This is a genomic window from Bacillus sp. IBL03825, assembly GCF_024712505.1.
Taxonomy (GTDB): domain Bacteria; phylum Bacillota; class Bacilli; order Bacillales; family Bacillaceae_G; genus Bacillus_A; species Bacillus_A wiedmannii.
The window spans coordinates 131,893-152,975 of sequence record NZ_JAMXKE010000002.1 but is presented as its reverse complement, the minus strand read 5'-3'; the positions used below and the strand labels follow the sequence as shown (position 1 = coordinate 152,975).

Sequence of the window (21,083 nt, the reverse complement as noted above, 5' to 3'; positions counted from 1 at the left end):
ATTCTCTACTTTTTTCAGCTAACTACATTCCGAGTTTCGTCTAACTATTACTGAAGAAAGCTTTTCTATTTATACTCTGTTTTCACTTCCGAATATTTGCATATGACTTTTAACATTTTCGTATGCAGCCTCAATAACATCCTGATGGTACATAAAATAATCTGAATACAGAGTATTTAGGACGGCATTGTTAACCGCAGTAATTACATTCTGAAAGGTGGCTGTTGCTACATTAATTTTTCGAACACCATGTTGAATACATTGCTTGAAATCCTCTGGACTAATGCCAGAGCCGCCATGTAAAACGAGTGGGATATGGACTACTTCATTAATCTCTTGTAGGCGGTCTAATCGTAAATTAGGATCGCCATTGTACATACCATGCACATTTCCAATTGCAACCGCTAAGGCATCAACGTCTGTTTCTTCTGCAAATCGTTTTGCTTCTGTAGCGCTTGTCAGCAACATTTCAATATCTTCTGATCCGTCCTCACTACCACCAACTCTGCCAATCTCAGCTTCTACCGTCGCTCCATACTGTTTCGCAAGTTCTACAATTTCTTTTGTCTTTTGGATATTCTCTTCTAACGGATAGTGAGAGCCATCAAACATAACCGAGCTAAAACCAATCTCTAACGTCTCTTTAATCTTTTCAAACGTCATCCCGTGATCAAAGTGAACTGCTACTGGAACAGTTGCTTTTTTCGCTGCAGCTACCATCAAAGGACCAATCATATGAATTGGCGAATGATTCAAACGAACTTCCGCAATTTGTAGAATAAGCGGTGAACTTAACTCTTCAGCTGCTTTAATAGCTCCCATTACCATTTCCATATTAGCGACACTAAAAGCTCCAACCCCATAATTATCTTGATTTGCTTTCATTAAAATATCTTTCATTTGAACTAATGGCATTACATACTCCCCTATTTCAATATTATTTATTACATGTAAAACCAACCGTCACGTCTTTTTACCCCTTTTGTAAGAAGACATGTTAATTACCATACCATTTACTTAGGGATAATCTTAAAATGCTTAAATTACAGACCTGCTTTTTCTTGTATAAATTTTCGGGCTTTTAATGCGTATTCAAAAGGATTCGCTAAAGCTGGGTCTTGCTCTGCTTCTACCACAAACCACCCTTGATAATCAGAGTTTGCAAGGATAGTAAACACTTCATCAAATACAATTACGCCATCCCCGGGAACTGTAAATGTCCCATTCTTCACTGCCTGTAAGAAGCTCACTTCGTTTTCCTTTACAGCATCTACTACTTCTTGACGAATATCTTTTAAATGTACGTGTTTAATACGAGGTAAATATTTTTTCAAAATATAAAGTGGCTCTTCTCCTGAAAAAACAAGATGACCTGTATCAAAAAGCAGAGATACAAGCGCTGGATCAGTCATGTCCATTAACTTTTCAATTTCTGCCGTTGTTTGAACACCCGTACCCATATGGTGATGGTATACAATATGTAGCCCCTTTTCCTGAGCTAATTTACCGAGGTGATGTAATCCATCCGCAAGCTTATACCACTCTTCTTCTGTAAAAACAGGCTTATTTTTAAATAGTGGTACATCCATTAAACCTTGAATACTATGCCCTTGCTCTGAAACAACGATGACTTTTGCACCCATGTCATGCAAGAAATCCCTATGCTTAATAAATGCTTGTACTGTCTCTTCAAGCGGCTTCGTTGTTAAAAACGTACTAAACCATGCACTAGCAATTTCCAAGTTTCGTAATTCCAAAGATTTTTTTAATACAACTGTGTTTCTCGGATATTTATTCCCTACTTCACTTCCATTAAATCCAGCTAGTGCCATCTCACTAATACATTGCTCAAACGTATTTTCTGCCCCTAGCTCCGGCATATCATCATTTGTCCAAGCAATTGGTGCAATTCCAAGCTTAACTGTATTTTCTTTAAACATCCCCTTGTCTCTCCTCTTTACAAAATGTGATAGAATTTCGCCAAATTCTCTTAACTGGTTATTGAAAAGAGAGCTTCCTAATCAATATGCATGTAGATAAAAAGCTCTCTTTGTGTCCTAATCTAATAAGATCTTGCCTGTTGCAAGTTACTTACTTTACTCTCGTACGCAGCTTGTATACTTTGACTTTTAGATACTTCCGCAACACCTACATGCCACCATGACTCGTATCCATTTGTCATTGTTTTTGGTAGTACTTTAATATCAATCAATGTAGAAACTGTTTGTTTTTTCGCATCGATAAGCGCTTCCTGTAATTGTTCTAGTGATGTAACATGATATGTTTTCACACCATATCCAGCTGCGCTAGCTGCAAAATCAATTTTCATAATTCCCCCGTCTAATTTACGAGTTTCCTGATTTCGATAGCGAAACTCTGTTCCAAAGCTCCCCATTCCATTACCCATTTGTAAGTTATTAATACAGCCAAATCCGGAGTTATCAAACAATAAGACGTTAATTTTTTTGTTTTCTTGAAGACTTGTGACAAGCTCTGAATGAAGCATCTGGTAACTACCATCCCCTACCATTGCATATACTTCCTTCAATGGTTCAGCTAGCTTTGCACCTAGTGCACCCGCAACCTCATAGCCCATGCAAGAGTATCCATACTCCATGTGATATGTATTTGGTTTTCTTGATGCCCACATTCTTTGTAAATCACCTGGAAGACTTCCTGCCGCTCCAACGATAATTGCATCTTCATCCAGTAATGTATTGATTTGTCCAATGACTGCAGTCTGTGTTAATTGTGTACCAAGTGCGTCTACATACTCATTTAACTTTCCATCGAAATGGCCTTCTACTTCTGGTGTGAAATCTTGACCTGTAAAGCAAATATTATGTAGACGTGATAATTCTATTTCCCAAGCCTCTTTTGCATCAACAATTTCTACTGTATAACTAGATCGATAATCAATTACTTGCAGTTCATCTATTAGAGCAAGAAGCGCTTCTTTCGCATCTGCTATAACCTTTAATGCATCAAACTTATTCGCATGAAATTCTGAAATGTTGATGTTTAAAAACTCAACTTCCTCATTTTGAAATAATTGTTTCGATGCCGTTGTAAAATCAGTAAATCTCGTCCCAATTCCAATAACAAGGTCGGCTTCCTTTGCAATTGTATTAGCTGCTAAATTTCCCGTTACTCCAATGCCGCCAAGATTATATGGGTGACTACTTTCAATTGCACTTTTTCCAGCTTGTGTTTCTCCAAATGGAATGTGGAATGTTTCAGCAAACTGTTTTAACTCTTCTGCCGCTTCTGCGTATCTTACACCACCACCGCAAATCATAACTGGCTTTTTCTTTCTCTTAATTATTTCCACTGCATCCGCTAAGCTGGCTTTTGTAGGTAGACGACGTTCAATACGGTGAACACGCTTTTGGAAGAAGTAATCTGGAAAATCCCATGCTTCTCCTTGGACATCTTGTGGTAAACAAATTGTTACAGCTCCTGTATCTGCCGGATTCGTTAAAACACGCATCGCTTGAATCATAGCTGTCATCAATTGTTCAGGACGATTTATCCTATCCCAGTACTTACTTACTGCACGAAAAGCATCATTTGTAGAAATAGATAAGTCATGTGTTTGTTCAATTTGTTGAAGAACAGGATCAGGTTGTCTCGTTGCAAATACATCTCCTGGAAGTAGTAACACGGGAATATTATTTGCAGAAGCTGTTGCTGCAGAAGTAATCATATTTGCTGATCCAGGACCAACAGAAGAAGTACATACCATAATTTGTTTTCTATGTTTTTGTTTTGCAAAAGCCATCGCAGCATTTGCCATTCCTTGTTCATTTCTCCCTTGATATACCTCTAATTCCCCTGCGTCTTCTTCTAAAGCTTGACCTAGACCTACTACATTTCCATGACCAAAAATCGTAAAGATTCCCTTAATAAACTTTTGTTGCTTTCCATCAAACTCTACATACTGCTCGTTCAAAAACTTCACCAATGCTTGCGCCGTCGTCATTCTAACAGTTTGCATATAATTTGCTCCTTTCTATCTCTAACAGTCATTCTGCATATGAAAAAGGAGTATTAGGAATTTGATAGATTCCTAATACTTCCTTCTTATGTTTTACTACTTGCGTTACGTTCGCTTCCAAGCAATTAGACAGATTCTACTTCTCTCTTAATGATTACTTTTCCCAACGAGATGTAAGCATTTTCTTTCTAGTATAAAACTCAACGCCGTCCGTACCGTTTGCATGAAGATCACCATAGAAAGAGTCTTTCCAGCCAGAGAACGGAAAGAATGCCATTGGTGCCGGAACCCCAACATTCACACCTAACATACCTGATTCAATAGTTTCACGGAATTGACGTACACTTGCCCCGCTATCTGTGTAAATGCAAGCGCCATTTGCAAAACGAGACTCATTTGCAATTTCAATTGCTTCATCCAATGATTTCACACGAACAATAGATAAAACAGGAGCAAAGATCTCATCTTGCCAGATTTTCATTTCTTTTGTAACATGGTCAAAAATTGTTGGCCCAACGAAGTAACCAGCTCCTTTTACAGCTGAATCTTCGCGTCCATCACGAACTAATGTAGCGCCCTGTTCTACACCTGAATCTATGTAACCAATTGTGCGCTCTTTATGGTTATCACGAATAACAGGTCCTAAAAACACATCTTCATCAAGACCATTTCCGATGATAATTTTGTTTGCTTCTTCTACTAGTCTTCCAACTAATTGATCTGCAATTTCTTCTTCTACTGTTACAACAGAAGCAGCCATACAACGCTCACCAGCTGAACCGAATGCAGCACTAATAATTTGCTTTGTTGCTAGTTCAAGATTTGCATCATTTAATACAATGGAATGGTTTTTCGCACCCGCTAGTGCTTGAACACGTTTTAAGTTTTCTGTTCCTTTTTTGTATACATATTCTGCGACAGGCTGAGAACCTACAAATGAAATTGCCTTCACTAATTTATGTTCAAGAAGACCGTTTACTACATCGTGAGCACCATTTACAATATTTAATACACCTTTAGGTATGCCTGCTTCTGCAGCTAATTCTGCTAATCTCGCTGCTAGAAGTGGTGTACGCTCTGAAGGTTTTAATACAAATGTATTACCACAAGCAATTGCAAGTGGGAACATCCAGCATGGAACCATCATCGGGAAATTAAATGGTGTAATGCCGCCTATAACACCAATTGGGTAACGATACATACCAGACTCAATACCTGTTGCAATATCAGGTAGCTGTTTTCCCATCATTAATGTAGGAGCACCCGCTGCAAACTCCACGCACTCAATACCACGAAGAACTTCACCGTAAGCCTCGTTATAGCTTTTTCCGTTTTCAATCGTAATAAGTTTCGCTAACTCTTCCCAGTTATCTACTAGTAATTGTTGATATTTAAATAGAATACGAGCGCGTTTAGGTACAGCAGTTTTAGACCAAGATTTGAACGCTTCATTTGCTGCTAATACAGCATGTTCAACATCTTCTTTTGTTGAAAGTGGTACTTGAGCGATTACTTCTCCTATTGCAGGATTATATACAGCTTCCATCTTAGTTGAAATGGATTCTACCCATTCGCCGCCAATGTAGTTTTTTACAATTTGTGCTGTTTGTACTGTCATATTCATTCTCTCCCTTTTATGTAATGTAGAAGCGTCCAATAGGATACGCCCTTACTTGATTATTGATTCATGACGTTTCTATACCAATTCCTCAGCCGTTTCCATGAATGCAGAAATCTCTGCCCTTGTTGGCATTGCATCAGAACAGCTATGTTTAGAAATAACGATCGAAGCAGAAGCCCCACCTAATCGCATCGCTTGAGGAATTTCAAGCCCTTGCATTAAGCCATAAATAAACGCAGATGCATACGAGTCGCCAGCGCCAAACGTCTTTAACACCTTTGTTTTAAAGATACCGCCTCGGTGAGATTGACCGTCTCTCGTATAAGCGATTGAACCATCTCCGCCGTGTTTAATTACAACGATTTTCGCATGATGAGAAAACCATCTTTCAGCCGTAACTTGGTCATTAGATTTTTCATAGTTTAATAGTTTTTCCATCATATCGAATTCTTCACGCGTTCCAATAATGACATCAGATTTTTCAGCTGCTAGATTGTAATACACAGCCGTTTCAGCTTCTGACTGCCATGTATAAGGGCGGTAATCCACATCAAAAAATACAACTACATCATGCTTACGCGCATATTCTAGCGCTAAAAATACTGCCTCGCGAGATGGACTTTTCGCTAAAGCTGTACCTGAAATTAAGAGTGCTTTTGATTGTTTAATATAGTCCTCAGATACCTCTGTTGGATCAAGGTTTAAGTCTGCGACATTGTCGCGGTACATCAAAATACTGCAATCTTCAGGGCTTTTAATTTCTGTAAATGCTAAACCTGTCACTGCACCAGTACGATCGATACATATCTGATCTGTATTAATATTGTTGTCCTTTAGGTACCCCGTAATAAAGCGGCCCATTTGGTCATCGGACACTTTACCGATAAATCCTGTTTGTAAACCAAGACGTGCAGCACCAATTGCAATATTTGCAGGAGAACCTCCTACATATTTAGTAAACGTTCTTGTTTCTTCCATAGGACGTTTTGTTTCATTAGCATTTAAATCAACGCATAAACGTCCAACTGCAATTAGGTCCAATGGACGACTTTCTTTAAAAATAAGTGGATTCATTGTTACTACCTCCCATGCTTTATGAAAGAATGAATGCTGTGGTTCATATTTTTATTAACCTACTATTCATTACTCTTTATCTATCTATAAGTAAGCGCTCTCTTTATTGATTTAATGCAGGCTGTTTATGTTCAATTAGAACAGGTTTTCCTGTTAGCAAAGATTCCTTCGCAGCTTTCGCAATTCGCTCTGCTTGTAACCCATCATTACCACTGCAAATAACAGCTTGTCCTTCTATAATTGACTTTGTAAATTGTGTTACTTCCTCAATGTAAGCTTGCGTGTAGCGCTCTAAGAAGAAATAAAGCGGCTTATCTTTTACAATACCTTCTGTTTTTGACACTTGAACTGTTGTCGGGCAGCAATTATCCGCAGCAACCGCACCTTTTTCACCAAACACTTCAACACGCTGGTCATATCCATAAACAGCTTGGCGGCTATTATCAATTACTCCTAAAGCTCCATTTGCAAATTTTAATGTGACAATTGCTGTATCAACATCATTTACTTCCTGAATGGAGGGATCAATTAATGTTGTTCCGTATGCAAATACTTCAACGACTTCGCTATTCATCACATAACGAGCCATATCAAAATCATGAATCATCATATCCATAAACAATCCGCCTGAAGAGCGAACATATTCTATACTTGGCGGTTGTGGATCGCGTGACGTAATTTTTAAGATATGTGGCTGCCCCACTTCGCCTTGTTGAATAAGATCATAAACTTTCCTGAAGTTAGGATCAAAACGACGATTAAAACCTACTTGAAGAGATACTCCTTGTTCTTTTACTACTTCCAATGCATCTAATGTTTCTTCTACTGAGAAACTAACTGGCTTTTCGCAGAAAATATGTTTTTTCGCAAGAGCCGCTTCTTTAATAATTTGCGCATGTGTATTTGTTGGTGAGCAAATAAAGACAGCATCAATTTCTGGATCTGCTAATAAATCCTGATAGTTTGTAGTCAGAGTGGAAATTCCTTTATCTTGAGCCCACTTTTCTAGATGACCAATTACTACATCTGAAACCGCTTTAATTTTTACTTGTGGCATAAGCTGCAAATTATCAACATGTAGTTTCCCAATTCGTCCAGCACCAATAATCCCAATTTTTAAAACGTTCATATGATTTCTCCCTCTATATTAAAATTTAAGAAACGAAATGAAAGTCTATAGGGTTTAGCGTATCAAATCAGTTAAGCGCTTTCCCTATTTTTCTTCATTATACACACTTGATTCTAAATTGAAAACATTTTTATTTTTTTGAACACTCCCCTTTTCATCCGAATTTTAAGTTCCCTCAATAAACGTATTACATAAAAATAAAAAATAATAATTAGAAATAAATCATCTAAAAAGCTATAAATATATTCTTTTAAAATACTGATATAACAAAGAAAACCAAGCCTTTTAAATAGTAACCCCCATCTATAAGGTATTTCTTTCTTTTCATACTCACTATTATTTTATTGTCCAATAAGTAAATAGAATGCCTCTATAAAAGAAAGTTGTAAATTGTCAAAAAATTTAATTGACGACCTCATAATGTAAGCGTATACTTTTTTTATCAAAAAGAATTAAGCGCTTAACCAAAAATAACTTATCGGTGGTGGGAGAATGAACGCTATTAGTTCAAACAAAACATTTATGGACAGGATTGGGATCCCTTCTAATTTAACTTGGGGATACATAGGGATTATTGTTTTTATGATTGGGGACGGGTTAGAACAGGGATGGTTATCCCCTTATCTCGTTGAAAAAGGACTAACGCTAGAACACGCTGCTTTCTTGTTTACTATTTACGGAATTACTGTATCTGCTTCTTCTTGGTTTTCGGGGGTATTTGTACAAATGTGGGGACCAAGAAAAGTCATGACGTTTGGTTTAGTATCATTCATTTTAGGTTCAATCGGGTTCATAGGTATAGGAATTCAACATATGAATTATCCCGTAATATTAATTTGCTATGCCCTACGAGGGTTCGGTTATCCTTTATTTGCTTATTCTTTTCTAGTTTGGGTATCTTACAGTACTCCTCAACAAATGCTTTCAAGAGCAGTTGGCTGGTTCTGGTTCGTATTCCAGCTGGGGCTTAGTGTTATAGGAGCCTTTTATTCTAGCTATATGGTTCCTAAAATCGGAGAAATCGCTACATTATGGAGTGCTTTAATTTTTGTTGTCGTCGGTGGATTATTCTCAATTGTTGTAAATAAGGATAAATTTAAAGCACAAACCGTAAGCGCTAACAAATCAAGTGAATTACTAAAAGGCATTACCATCGCATTTGAAAATCCTAAAGTTGGTATAGGCGGTATTGTAAAAATTATAAACTCGGCCGCTCAGTTTGGATTTGTTGTTTTCCTACCTACCTATATGATGAAATATAATTTTACGATGACTGAATGGCTTCAAATTTGGGGTACTCTATTCTTTGTAAATATGGTGTTTAATATTATTTTTGGTATTGTTGGAGACAAGTTTGGTTGGGTAAATACAATTAAATGGTTCGGAGGAGTCGGTTGCGGAATTGTAACTCTTGCACTCTATTATGTGCCACAAATGGTAGGACATAATTATTGGGCGATATTATTTGTTGCCTGTTGCTATGGAGCAACACTTGCCGGCTATGTACCTCTTACCGCGTTAGTCCCATCTTTATCTCCTGAAAATAAAGGAGCTGCAATGTCTGTCTTAAATTTAGGTTCAGGATTATCAGCATTTGTTGGACCATTAGTAGTAACTGCCTTCATCGGGCCATTAGGTGTTGGTGGCGTAATGTGGATCTTTGCTGGTTTGTATTTCTTTGGTGCATTTTTAACCCATTTCCTTACTATTCCAAAAGAAAATGAGATGGAGCAGGATTTAAATACGAAAAGCGGTGAGCAGTTCTCTGTATAAACCCTATATAAAAGAAGGTCATCCTAACTATACTTAGTTACGATGACCTTCTTTTGTTACATTCAAATAGGCTTATGAAAAATCTATCATGTAATATCCTTTACTGAGGATCGCTCTACTAACTGAGGAATAATTGTAATTTTTTGCTTAGCATGCTCCTTCATTTCCATCGTTTTTAGCAGTTGTTCAAACGTACAGGCTGCCATTTGTTTAATTGGCTGTTCAATTGTTGTTAACCCCGGATCTGCAATCTCAGCATAGATTGTATTATCAAATCCGATAATTGATAAATCTTCTGGAATTGAAAGCCCTTGTTTTCTTGCTTCATTCATAAGGCATATAGCAATTAAATCTGTACAAGCAAAAACCGCTGTAGGCCTGTAAGGCAAATTAAGTAATTCCTTACTTGCACGTTTACTATCTTCCACTGTCGAATAGCAGCTAATGATAGCCTCATCATCTAACGAAATCTCCGAATCCGTTAGAGCTTGTTTGAAACCATTCAATCTCCCTACGCTACTTTTTCTATCCTTCTCCAACATAATCGTTAAAGATGTATGGCCTTTCTGCGTTAGATAACTTCCAGCTAGATAGCCTCCCCTCATATCATCAGTTGTCACAACATGAGTCGTGATGGAAGGATGATCTACAGTGAATAGTACAAGTGGTAAATCTCGATTCACGATTTTTTTTACAAGTTTATAATCGTTTAGCTCCGTCGCAATAATAATGCCGTCTACTTGCTTTTTAAATAGTAAATCAATGTATTCGTGCTCACGTTTTGTTTGATGATCTGTACTACATAAAATGAGTGTATACCCTGATTCTCGTGCACTATTTTCAAAAGCTCTTGCTACTTCTGCAAAAAAAGGATTTGAGATATCTGGGACAAGTACCCCAATCGTATATGTTTTTTTACCTGTTAACGCTGCTGCTACACTACTTGGCTGGTAATCTAATTCATCCATTACCTGATTTACTTTGTTTATTGTTTTTTCACTAATACGCCCAGTTTGATTAATTACCTTGGATACAGTCGCTATTGATACACCTGCTTTTTCCGCAACATCATAAATTGTTGGTTTCACTTTAATTATCCCTTCTTAATCATCTTTTTCTATATTTTATCATAAAAATATTTTGCTTCTTGTTAGACAAAAGGAATTCTTTTAAAATTTGTAAATACCTCTACCTTTAGGCGTAGTTCCTCTCATTAACATAACAACTAGCTCAAAGTGAATACTTCAACTAATAAATATCACATACCAACTTTTTACAAAAGCACAATTTACATCTATACTAATGTCTATATAAATATTAATATGTATTATAGGTATATATTGTATTAAAAATAAAAAAATTTATTTTAGGAGAAATTAACTATGAAATTCAAAAACGTAATCGCAACTGGTTTAATTGCTGCTACTTTATTTGGTGCAACAAATCCAACTCATGCACAGACTAAACATTTCAACGATGTACCACAAGGACACTGGTCTGAAGAGTCGATTTATTATTTAGCTGATAAGGATGTAATAAGTGGGTATGGTAATGGGAATTTTGGATTTGGAGACAAAGTAACACGTGGGCAAGTTTCTGCTATTATTTCTAAATATTACGGTTTACGGGATGATAATTATTACGGTAAAAACTTTTCAGATATCAAAGGACATATGTTTGAAAGTAATATCAAAGCTGTTGTACATGCAGGTTTTATGAGTGGAGATAATACAGATAAATTCCGACCTGATGATACGTTAACTCGTTATGAAATGGCCGTTATTCTTCAAAAAGCTTTTCGTTTAGAAGTTAAAGGGAATATGCCATTCAATGATATACCAAGGGGGCATTGGGCAACAGACTACGTACGTGCCTTGTATAGCAATGGGATAACAAGTGGTGTCGGACAAGATCAGTACGGTGGGCAATATAGCGTAACAAGGGAACAGTTTGCTAAGTTCATGTACAATTCAATCTTCATTCATGGTAAAGAAGATAGATCCTCAGAATTAATTAACCTTGCAAAATCTTTAGGTTTTGTTGATAGGGATGAGGAATATGGAACACTTGGATATAATCTCCATGGAAAAAAAGCTGACCCTATGTCTGACATTATAACTATATTCCCATATGGTAACGGTGGTGGTTATTGGGACTCTATAATTTTTATCGAGAGTAGAGATTCTGCAATTAATGAGCCTATCAAAGCATTATTCAATCAATTGTTGCCAACAAAAGGAGATTATTTATATTCTATAGTTAATAATCCAAGCCTACCGAAAACAAGACAAACTTTTGAATTAGATGGTAGAGAAGTTCAAGTAGATAATACATATAAACTAAGTGTTTCTTTTGGGAAGGTAAAAAAATAATTTACAAGAAAAAAGTCATTCAAATGTGGCTCTTTTTATAATATATTGAAATCTTTTTATTTATTCAATTCCTTCATTTTATTCATTGTAATTCCTAATATTAAGATGTAAAATAACATTATCTTATATGCGCTTAAGATAGATCGGAATAAGAAAAGGAACCCTCCTGGGTTCCTTTTTCTATATTACACTAATTCCTATTGCCATAAGGATACTAACCCTACTAAAATTAATAACTCTAGTAACCCTAAATATCCAAGTATCATACATAGAATTAAGCCTATAGGATATACAAAGACTTCTTTCCAATTTATCCATTCATTTTCCCTAGCTATATAGGACGTAGTTATACGATAATTGAAAATATCCCTTTCCCCTTTATAAAATCAAGAATTTTATAACCAAATCTAGTTACTGGTCCATCTTACAATTTTTTTAATACGGCACCATTATTTATTACATCTACATAAATACATCTATCAAACCTATTATATTTATATATAATTATAATAGGTTTCGGTATACTTATTAAAATACTATATCGCTTTTACGGAGGAAATTTTATGAAAAGAAAATTAGTTATATTATGTTCTGCACTATCTATTAGTACCTTAACAATACTTGGAGTTGGACATTATACTGCCCATGCTGAAGAAATCTTTACTGATGTACCACAAAACCACTGGTCATTTAAAGCCATATATGACTTAAAAGAAAAACAGATCCTATCTGGATACGGAAATGGGATATTTGGCTTTGGAGATGATGTAACACGAGAACAAGTTGCCATTCTTATGTACAATTACCTCAAACCAGATAATAAAGAAACATATACTAATCCTTATTCAGATATCAATTCTCTCACAACCCATTACTCAAAGGAGATTTTATCTCTCACAAACTTAGGAATCTTCACTGGAGATGAACATGGTAACTTCCGCCCTAAGGATACTTTAACACGTGCTGAAATGGCTTCTGTATTAACGAAGGCATTCCACTTAAAAGCAACAGGAGCATTTACTTTTAAAGATATACCGAATGGATATTGGGCAAAAGATGCAATTCATGCTATTCATTCCAACCATATCGCGGAAGGCACAGGTAGCAATAACTATAGTCCTTATATGAATGTATCTAGAGAACAGTACGCACAATTTATCTTTAATGCTATGAACAGGAATAATGAACCAGATAATAATAATTTTCCACTCATACCTGTTGAGGAAGTTGGAGAAATTGGAGAGTCTCATATTACTAATGGAGAAACACTATTTAAAGGATAAGATGCACTAATACAATATTTATAATTAACCATCTATATCTACTTTCGAATAATACACCAAAAGTTTGCTAATAATATAAAATACCAAGTCTCCAATTCCCCTGGAGCTGAGCAGTTAGTTCATTCTAACTGCTCTTTTTATTTTTATCGTCACTCTTCCATAGTACCTCCATATGTTGTATAGAGATATCTCCTTCTAAATTTTCATTGATGCCTCTTTCAAGTCCTAATACACACCTTAAAAGAGCACTTTTAAAAAGTGCTCTTTTTACTTTGCATGTCATCCATCCATGTATAAGGATAATAAAACTCTTTAATTTTATCTTTAGAAAGGCAATAAGCTCCCATCAAGCAGGATGATAGAAGGTTATTATAGTCATTTAAAATTTGTTTTTTGTTTTAATGTTTTCGATTTTAGCAAATCATACTATTGTTTAATTTGAGAAGCAAATTTTAAAAACAAACTTCTTTATTTCAAGATCATAATTTTTTCTTTTACAAGTACCACAAACCTCTCCAGGTCACCTTCCTCAATTAAATTCATCACTTCACGTTCGCCATCATGAAAAAAGATGATTTTCTTTCCTGTTAATAATCCTTTTTCTACATCTATTGAATTAATTTTGGCATAATTAAATACTTTAAACGTTTCACTCCCTAAATATTTTGTATAAAAACACATACGTTCATTTGTAGCGACCAATATCCCTTTTCTTTGACTACCCATACCAAATACTTGATATTGAAACATTCCATATAGGCTATTTTCAATAATCTCATTTTCATTAAGATGTGATTGTACCAATGTCATAGCCGTTTTTATATTTTTCATGACGACTCCTCCTGCATTCTCTCTTTATTAACTATAAAAATATTAAGATATCCTTATTTTCATCATACAGGATAAAGACTCCAAATTCCAATTAATACCACTTTTTTCGAACAACTTTATTAACTGTGAACAATCCTACGATGAATTGAGATTTTAATTTATGAATAATTTATGGAATTATTTCCATAATGAATCTCTAATTTTCTTGAATTCTCCCTGAGGCAAGGCCGCTATTTTTTATAGCAGCCTTTCTTGTATGGATTATAAATATTTACACATACTATTAGCGGAATGCTTGAATCATTGTCATTGGAAAATGTTCAGCACTTCCGCTCCTTAAGAGAACAGTCTACGCAACTGTTCTCTTTCCTATTTCCTTTTTTCACACATATAATATGACAAGCATTATTAACTCAGCTACAATCAATAGCAATGCAACATCCTCAATGTTTCCTCAACAATTTCTCAATATTTTTCATGGACAACAGCACACTTTCTCAGCAGTTTTAATATCTTAATATTAGATACTGAAAGGAGGTGTTGAAAAATGACTTGGTTCATTATTTTAGGATTTATGCTTATTTTAATAATTAGCGGTTTTCATGCACATAGTATTCATATTATTTTCAAAATAGGTTCAGATACAAAAGCTGTGCCAAGTTGGTCGTTCGTTAATAAAATAAACTTCCAAACATTAAAAGAATTAATAATAGGACTAAATAAGGATAAACTTAAAATCCTTACAATAGGAGAACTTGTTATTCCTTTAAGTTTCTTTAATAGATTATTTAGTAAGACATTAATTTTTCTATTCCTATTCTTTTACTCTCAATACTTAAACTAACGTAATATGAGATGAGTTAAAGAATAACACTCACTGAGCGTAGCAAGCCAACAATCGATCGCCTATGATGAATTGGGCCTGAAGAATTAAACAAAAAATTAAGCGGCTGTTTGAATGTGAGTCCGGTATTTTACTGGACTCATTCCTTTTTAGTGTACTTTGATTTTTTTTGCGATTGTAATGACCTCTATAATTATCTAGTACTATCTTAATATGTTATATACTTTCAAATTTTGTAAGATAAATTACTCTTGCTTTGTCTTGTTCTTTGACACTCCCACGGCTAAAGCCGCAAGTCCTACACCTTACGGTGTAACGGATGAGATTCTTGAATGACTAAGCATTCGCAGTCCATTTCTGTTTTGAATAGCCTTCAAGATGAGGGTGTGCCATCACCCCTCCTAAGACAGACCATATAGGTTCTTAGGCTGATTGACTATTACCGCCAACCACAGTTGCGTAGCGAGTATTCATCGCCCCAACGATATCACGATGTTTCTCAAATCCACATTGGCACTTGTATTTTCTGTCTTGCGCCTTGTTCTTTTTAGAACATTTCGGACATGTTTGACTTGTATAAGAAGGGTTCACATATTCGACCTTTATGCCAACTAATGTCGCTTTGTACTCGATGAATTGTGCTAAACGATGGAATGACCAAGTGTGTAGATTTTTTTCGTTTTTACGGCTTGTTCGTGCCGTCTGTCTAATGTTCGTTAGTTGCTCTAATCGAATGACAGAAATATTATTATCCGTTGCAAAATCAACGATTACACGACTTACTTTGTGGTCTTGGTCTTGCATCCATCTTTGTTCTTTATCATCAAGTTGACGAAGGGCATTCAGTTTCTTAGCTTCTCCTAACTTCTTGCGAACACTGCGAAACTTACGTTTCATAAATTTGTTTTGCCTACCGTTCCCGAAGAAACGAACTTTATTATCATCTGTGATGGCTACCGCAGGAACTTTAAGACCTAGGTCTACTCCTAAAATCTTTGTTCCTGTTTTTTCGTTTGTAGGTATCGTGACAGATATTTGAGCGATCCATTTAGCAGATTTCTTCGTGATACGAAGTGTACCTAACTTGTGCTTCAACAATTCGAAATTGCGATTATATTTGTCGATTAATAAAGCGCGAACCTTTAAACGAGTTGACTTTCCGTTTACCATAAACGGAATTGAAATGTGCGTGAAGTCAAATGAATAGTTTTGGTTATTCCATACACAGACAGGTCTTTTTAGAATCGGAACGATTTTGTATTTACTCTTTTTCACCTTTGTAGAAAACACACTTTTCGCATCTTTAATTGCTTGATTTTTCACCGCACTTGGGATATTAGCCTCAATATCCTTTGTACTTTTCTTCGTGCTTTTCTTTGCTTCAACCATTTCAGATACAAGGGCATTAATGACTTTTATATACTCGTGGCTACTTTGTTCCAATAGCATGATTTGTTGTTTTGTTGGAAGCAATTTAACTTTAACTGTGATGATTTGTGGCACAAGTTTCACCCCCTCGTTTTTTGATTTTCAACATAATGTTTTATTGTCTCACTTGATACATTTTCAGCAGTAGAAACAAAATAAGAACGCGTCCATAGGCTCGGCAAGTGTTGAAGATGAGGAAACTCTTCTCTCAAACGTTTTGATGTCACTCCTTTAATTTTTGCCATTGTATCAGCAGGACTAAGTGTTGGTGGTGTATTTAAGAACAAGTGAACGTGGTCTTTGTCGCATTCCATTGCAACAATAGAAATATCCAATTCTCCGCATATTTCTTGAACCAACTCTTTGAAACGTTCTTCTACTTTTGTATTAAGAAAAATCTTTCTTCTGTATCTTGGGCAAAACACAAAATGATAGTTAATTAATGACACGGTTGTTTTGGTTCTTCTATAATCATTCATCATGTGTGCGTTGTATCAGTTAGATTATAAAACTGCAACACGAAAGATAAAAAAATAAAAGATACAAACATTTTGGATACTTAGAGTGCCACAAACCTTGCGGTTTTTAGTAGCACTCCTTATCCAACCTCACTTTCATCCCATGCCTAAAGACGAGGGGCTTTCTCGTTCGGGAAGGGCTGTAATTCCATCTCTTTTTGAACGAAGGCCTTTAACTTTTTTAAGTAATCGATTTCCATACGTAAACATTCATTTTCCTCTTTTAATGCCTCTATAGCCTCTTCAATAGCTGCATTATCTAACTTCGATCTTGTATTTGTAATTCCCATACCTGGATCCCCTTTCTTCTTTTATATAGGAAATCCATATCTTATAAATCATATATTCCCCTTAATCTACGGACTATTTCAATGAATTCCTTAAGAAAAACGATTTATTTATTTCCTTTGAATGTAATCTATTTATAAACATTTCAGATATACTCTTTGATAAATCCCACTATATTCATTCCATATTTTTCTCTCCTAAATGAACCGTAGTACATATTATCTACAACATATTTATAGGTTTTAATAGTATTTTTACAAAATCTTCTTATATTTAAATAGACATACCACTTTAATCTGTCAACTTCACCTATATTGATAAATACGAAAAAACAAATTTATTTGACATTTCGATGACTTCTGACAGGAAAATATATACATTAAATAAAACCTGATATATCTTTAAATTGTAAGTTGTAGTTAGTTGGCCAACTTTCCATACAATTTAATAATTTAAAATATGGGGGATCTAACATGAATCAAGTATTAAGGAAAAGTAAGAAAAAAATGATGTATCTAGTTGGTTCACTTCTAATTTCTCTATCAATGTTTTCAACTACTAGTTTTGCAGCTACAGAAGGTGCTGTAAAAAGTGTTACAAATAGTACCTATACTGGGATTGCAGCTGATATAAATCTACCAAAATCAGTTGTTGTTAAAGATGGATATGTGAATTGGTATTTAGGTATTGGAGCATCTAAAGTTGAGGGTGGTATTTCCAAAACACCAAGTGGATATAAAGTATTTCTAAATTCAGGGTATAATGAATCAGGTCAAAACAGTAAGTATTGGAACACACAGTATGATGAATCAATTAAAGATGGTGACCGAGTAAACCTTAAACTCGTTAATAACGGAAATGGTACGGTTACTATGTATGTAAATGGAAACCCTAGATATGCAAATCAGCCTGTATATGGCTCATTTTCTCAATATGAACCAGTAAAAATGGTTCAGGGGGTTGAAGATACTGGACGTAACTCCTTTAGCCAAGCTAGCTTTTCAAATGTACTTCTAAGAGCAGATACATCTGGGGCTACCTACAAAAGTTGGAACAGTTCAATTTCTTCCTCATTTTCAAGACACGGTACTTATGGTAACAATTTCACAGTTTATTCTCAAGTACCATTAAGCGCAAGTTTACGCTAAAGGTGTTATTTGAATCATAATGTTTTTGTGAAAAAGTAGTTGCACTTGCAGCTACTTTTTTCTATAGAGTACATTGTAATAGATATCTGCGCCAATATAAATGACATCTTTAAACTTTTTCAAAAATAAGCTGTTTATTTAAATATTATGTATAAGAAAGCGTAGAAATATTTAATTTCTACGCTTTTTATAGGCTAATCAATTCATTCACTTACTATTACAATGTCTCAAATTCATCAATTTCAGCTTTACGCTTTAAAAATAGTTCCATATCTTTACTCTCTCTTTCTATTAAACCAAGAGCATGTGTATCATCCAAGGCTAACTCTTTATATCCCCATATATAATCTATAGTTTTATCTTTGACATGTCTGTGTTCTGCACAATACCATTCTATAGGTTGTAGCGCATCGGATATTTCAAATAATTCTGCTGGATACCAAGATGGCATATTTTCACGTTCTCCTAAAATTAAATATGTCAACTCACCACTTTGTAACTTACATATGCCATAAACAATATACTCCTTCTTAATAACTAAGTTAAATATTTCCTCGGTTGCCTTTGTTAGATAATCTCCAGTGTTGTACAAACAAGCTACTTTCATAATAAACGCCCCTTATTCATTTTTTATCTTTAAATTTAAAATCATCAAATTCACCAGTTTTTGTATTTTTTAACATAATGTATTTCCACACCATTTACACTATGGGCCATTTTGACCTATCCATCTTCATTAGGCTATCTAGAATCGTTCATAGTTACAGTTACCCTTATTTTCTAATACTCTCTGGTGATTAAATTTTTACTTAACACTAAACAAACGTAGGAATCAATCATTCTACGTTTGTTTATAAAAATCTATTTATTTAATAATATTTTTTACGTCTCCAATACGTATATCCCCATCATGATGATACTCAATAATAAACCCCATATCTGGTGAATATATCCAGGTATCAAAACTAACAGCTGTAACATCATATATTACATTTAAAACTTGATGTAAATTTGTTTTAATTACTGGTACTCTAGCATTATCCCAAATAATATATACTGTCTGAGAATATGTTCCAAAAGAGTTCTGTAGATAAAATTTTATTTCATCCTCATTATATAAATCACCATAGTTTTCAATGTTGGACCAATCTACTCTTCCCCATTGTGTAATAGGGAATGTATTTTCAAAACTTTTTACTACCATTTTCCCTTGAGTATTGTCTAAAATTTCAATGTCTTCACCTAATGCTTCAATACACTCTTCCAACAATGTTGCCATTTTATTACCTTATTTATTTAGATATTTTAATAATGATTTAAAGGTTTCTTCGTCTCCTTCAAAAGGAATTGCATATTTAATTGCTTTATCTTTTTTTCCATTTCTAAAATCTTCTACATTTATATGCATCCCTTTACTAGGGTCATAATCTAATCGCCATCTTGCTTTATGATTAGCTGTCTCTCTGCCAACAATTTTACCATAACCAGCGCTTTTTTCCATTGTTCCTATAAATGGTTGTGAATCTGCCCCAAAATCCCCCAATAAGCTCATTGCTTTATTTCTTGCTTGTTCATATGTTTGAACCTTATCAAGAACAATCTCTCCTGAACGACCACCTTTAGCGGCTGCTTCTAGTGCCTTTCCTTTCTTTTCAAGATCGCCAATCTTCCCTGCAACCTTACCAACAACTCGTGTTGTACCACCAGATACGACGGCCAATGTGCCCCATACATAATCGTCTGGACCGTATTTTTGACCTGTTACTAAGTTTTCACCTTTGATAAGTTGTCCAATTTCTTTTCCTGTACCAATTATTGATGTAATACCCAATACGAATGATAAATTATTAAATCAAGATTTATTATTATGCAAAATTACATTTCAATTGGAGTTGATAATCATTCTTATTGTAACTATAATGATTACATGTTAGGTGATATACGAAAGTTATTTACGAATTAAACCTAACTGCGCATTTAACTACAACCGGAATGGAGATGTTATAAGGTATGAAAAAAATCATTTTAGCTGGTGCATTAGGAATTGCAGCTCTTGCAGGCACAAATCTACCAGGATTAGAAGTAACAAAAGCAAGTGCAGCTTCTATCGAGTCAAATTTATCAACAATTGAAGGGCGTGTAATTGAGGTTACTGATAATGTTATCTCTGTTGAATCAACAAAGTATTCAGAGCCTATTAGTATCTATTTAAACTCTACACCAAATGTAAAAGTTGGTGATCAAATAAAAGCTACTGGTGCAATGATGCGTAATTTTACGGACTATATGGTTGCAGAGTCAATTGAAAAGGTTCAAGGTACTGATACATTACACCAGGGAAGTTATTTAAAACATGTTTTTGCATACGAATATGAAATAGGACATGTTACAAAAGTAGATAAGTTTAAATCTGGAATAGAAGAATATAATTATGTAATTGTTCAATATACTGGAAATGACGGCAGTAAACGTAATGTTACAGTTTATTTGACACACGGGCAGAAATTTAATGTAGGTGAAAAGGTTAAAGTTCATATGGCGAACGCTGAAAGAAGTAATGAGTGGTCGATAACAGATGAGATTGAAAAAGTTAATGATTCTCAAGCATTAACTGATGATCGATGGATTTGGTCTTAATATAAAATTGTATTTTTTCTCTTATTGAAAAGAATTATTTGTCTTGGTTAATTTCTTCTGTTAGTAATATGAAGAATTGAAATACTATCCAACCAACTAAATGTATAAACCTTTTAATCGAAAAGAACTTGTAGATAAAA

General features: G+C 34.8%; 19 protein-coding genes and 1 pseudogene. 6 read left to right on the top strand and 14 right to left on the bottom strand.

Going from position 1 to position 21,083, the window contains the following annotated elements; all coding sequences use genetic code 11:
* Positions 1 to 69 precede the first annotated feature (69 nt).
* The 6 genes from NHG49_RS28375 to iolG form a co-directional block, all read right to left on the bottom strand.
* The gene (locus NHG49_RS28375; RefSeq protein WP_258126959.1) at positions 70 to 915 is read right to left on the bottom strand and encodes a class II fructose-bisphosphate aldolase; all 846 of its coding nucleotides are present in this window, start codon (positions 913 to 915) and stop codon (positions 70 to 72) included.
* Between the two features lie 128 nt (positions 916 to 1,043).
* The gene (gene iolE / locus NHG49_RS28370; RefSeq protein ID WP_258126958.1) at positions 1,044 to 1,940 is read right to left on the bottom strand and encodes a myo-inosose-2 dehydratase; all 897 of its coding nucleotides are present in this window, start codon (positions 1,938 to 1,940) and stop codon (positions 1,044 to 1,046) included.
* A gap of 122 nt (positions 1,941 to 2,062) precedes the next feature.
* Positions 2,063 to 3,997 (bottom strand): 3D-(3,5/4)-trihydroxycyclohexane-1,2-dione acylhydrolase (decyclizing), encoded by a 1,935-nt coding sequence (gene iolD / locus NHG49_RS28365; protein ID WP_258126957.1) that lies wholly within the window; start codon positions 3,995 to 3,997, stop codon positions 2,063 to 2,065.
* 154 nt (positions 3,998 to 4,151) lie between these two features.
* Entirely contained in the window at positions 4,152 to 5,615 is a 1,464-nt protein-coding gene (locus NHG49_RS28360; protein WP_258126956.1) for a CoA-acylating methylmalonate-semialdehyde dehydrogenase, read from the bottom strand.
* A 78-nt stretch (positions 5,616 to 5,693) separates the two neighbouring features.
* Entirely contained in the window at positions 5,694 to 6,692 is a 999-nt protein-coding gene (gene iolC, locus NHG49_RS28355) for a 5-dehydro-2-deoxygluconokinase (protein WP_064475216.1), read from the bottom strand.
* Between the two features lie 103 nt (positions 6,693 to 6,795).
* On the bottom strand, positions 6,796 to 7,821 hold the full coding sequence (iolG, locus tag NHG49_RS28350) for an inositol 2-dehydrogenase (protein WP_064475215.1): 1,026 nt from the start codon (positions 7,819 to 7,821) through the stop codon (positions 6,796 to 6,798).
* A gap of 492 nt (positions 7,822 to 8,313) precedes the next feature.
* Between iolG and NHG49_RS28345 the strand changes: the two genes are divergently transcribed.
* Positions 8,314 to 9,594 (top strand): MFS transporter, encoded by a 1,281-nt coding sequence (locus tag NHG49_RS28345; RefSeq protein WP_048562795.1) that lies wholly within the window; start codon positions 8,314 to 8,316, stop codon positions 9,592 to 9,594.
* 86 nt (positions 9,595 to 9,680) lie between these two features.
* Here the strand turns inward: NHG49_RS28345 and NHG49_RS28340 are convergent, their stop codons facing one another.
* Complete coding sequence (locus tag NHG49_RS28340; protein ID WP_016136255.1) at positions 9,681 to 10,682, bottom strand: LacI family DNA-binding transcriptional regulator; 1,002 nt, start codon at positions 10,680 to 10,682, stop codon at positions 9,681 to 9,683.
* A 294-nt stretch (positions 10,683 to 10,976) separates the two neighbouring features.
* On the opposite strand from NHG49_RS28340, the gene NHG49_RS28335 reads away from it, so the two are divergent.
* Entirely contained in the window at positions 10,977 to 11,966 is a 990-nt protein-coding gene (locus NHG49_RS28335; RefSeq protein WP_258126955.1) for an S-layer homology domain-containing protein, read from the top strand.
* A gap of 563 nt (positions 11,967 to 12,529) precedes the next feature.
* On the top strand, positions 12,530 to 13,249 hold the full coding sequence (locus NHG49_RS28330; RefSeq protein ID WP_242290129.1) for an S-layer homology domain-containing protein: 720 nt from the start codon (positions 12,530 to 12,532) through the stop codon (positions 13,247 to 13,249).
* 468 nt (positions 13,250 to 13,717) lie between these two features.
* Here the strand turns inward: NHG49_RS28330 and NHG49_RS28325 are convergent, their stop codons facing one another.
* Positions 13,718 to 14,080, bottom strand: coding sequence for a PH domain-containing protein (locus NHG49_RS28325; RefSeq protein WP_242290130.1), 363 nt, complete (start codon positions 14,078 to 14,080; stop codon positions 13,718 to 13,720).
* Between the two features lie 547 nt (positions 14,081 to 14,627).
* Here NHG49_RS28325 and NHG49_RS28320 point away from each other — a divergent pair.
* Complete coding sequence (locus NHG49_RS28320; protein ID WP_000219732.1) at positions 14,628 to 14,924, top strand: hypothetical protein; 297 nt, start codon at positions 14,628 to 14,630, stop codon at positions 14,922 to 14,924.
* 423 nt (positions 14,925 to 15,347) lie between these two features.
* Here the strand turns inward: NHG49_RS28320 and NHG49_RS28315 are convergent, their stop codons facing one another.
* The 3 genes from NHG49_RS28315 to NHG49_RS28305 all read right to left on the bottom strand — a co-directional run bounded on the left by NHG49_RS28315 (position 15,348) and on the right by NHG49_RS28305 (position 17,160).
* Positions 15,348 to 16,427 (bottom strand): RNA-guided endonuclease InsQ/TnpB family protein, encoded by a 1,080-nt coding sequence (locus tag NHG49_RS28315; protein ID WP_258126954.1) that lies wholly within the window; start codon positions 16,425 to 16,427, stop codon positions 15,348 to 15,350.
* A 5-nt stretch (positions 16,428 to 16,432) separates the two neighbouring features.
* On the bottom strand, positions 16,433 to 16,834 hold the full coding sequence (gene tnpA, locus NHG49_RS28310) for an IS200/IS605 family transposase (RefSeq protein WP_242290326.1): 402 nt from the start codon (positions 16,832 to 16,834) through the stop codon (positions 16,433 to 16,435).
* A gap of 143 nt (positions 16,835 to 16,977) precedes the next feature.
* Positions 16,978 to 17,160, bottom strand: coding sequence for a hypothetical protein (locus NHG49_RS28305; RefSeq protein WP_242290327.1), 183 nt, complete (start codon positions 17,158 to 17,160; stop codon positions 16,978 to 16,980).
* 471 nt (positions 17,161 to 17,631) lie between these two features.
* Between NHG49_RS28305 and NHG49_RS28300 the strand changes: the two genes are divergently transcribed.
* Positions 17,632 to 18,306, top strand: coding sequence for a hypothetical protein (locus NHG49_RS28300; RefSeq protein WP_242290328.1), 675 nt, complete (start codon positions 17,632 to 17,634; stop codon positions 18,304 to 18,306).
* Between the two features lie 217 nt (positions 18,307 to 18,523).
* On the opposite strand, the gene NHG49_RS28295 is transcribed toward NHG49_RS28300, so the two are convergent.
* The 3 genes and pseudogenes from NHG49_RS28295 to NHG49_RS28285 form a co-directional block, all read right to left on the bottom strand.
* Positions 18,524 to 18,913: a hypothetical protein gene (locus NHG49_RS28295; RefSeq protein WP_258126953.1), complete on the bottom strand. Its 390-nt coding sequence runs from the start codon at positions 18,911 to 18,913 to the stop codon at positions 18,524 to 18,526.
* Positions 18,914 to 19,171: 258 nt separating this feature from the next.
* Positions 19,172 to 19,585 (bottom strand): CDI toxin immunity protein, encoded by a 414-nt coding sequence (locus NHG49_RS28290; protein ID WP_258126952.1) that lies wholly within the window; start codon positions 19,583 to 19,585, stop codon positions 19,172 to 19,174.
* Between the two features lie 9 nt (positions 19,586 to 19,594).
* Positions 19,595 to 20,152, bottom strand: a pseudogene (locus tag NHG49_RS28285) (S-layer protein); the annotation flags it as partial.
* Positions 20,153 to 20,316: 164 nt separating this feature from the next.
* Between NHG49_RS28285 and NHG49_RS28280 the strand changes: the two are divergent.
* A complete protein-coding gene (locus NHG49_RS28280; RefSeq protein ID WP_098715503.1) occupies positions 20,317 to 20,943 on the top strand; it encodes an ATP F0F1 synthase subunit alpha in 627 nt (208 codons plus the stop codon).
* The last annotated feature ends 140 nt before the right edge of the window (positions 20,944 to 21,083 follow it).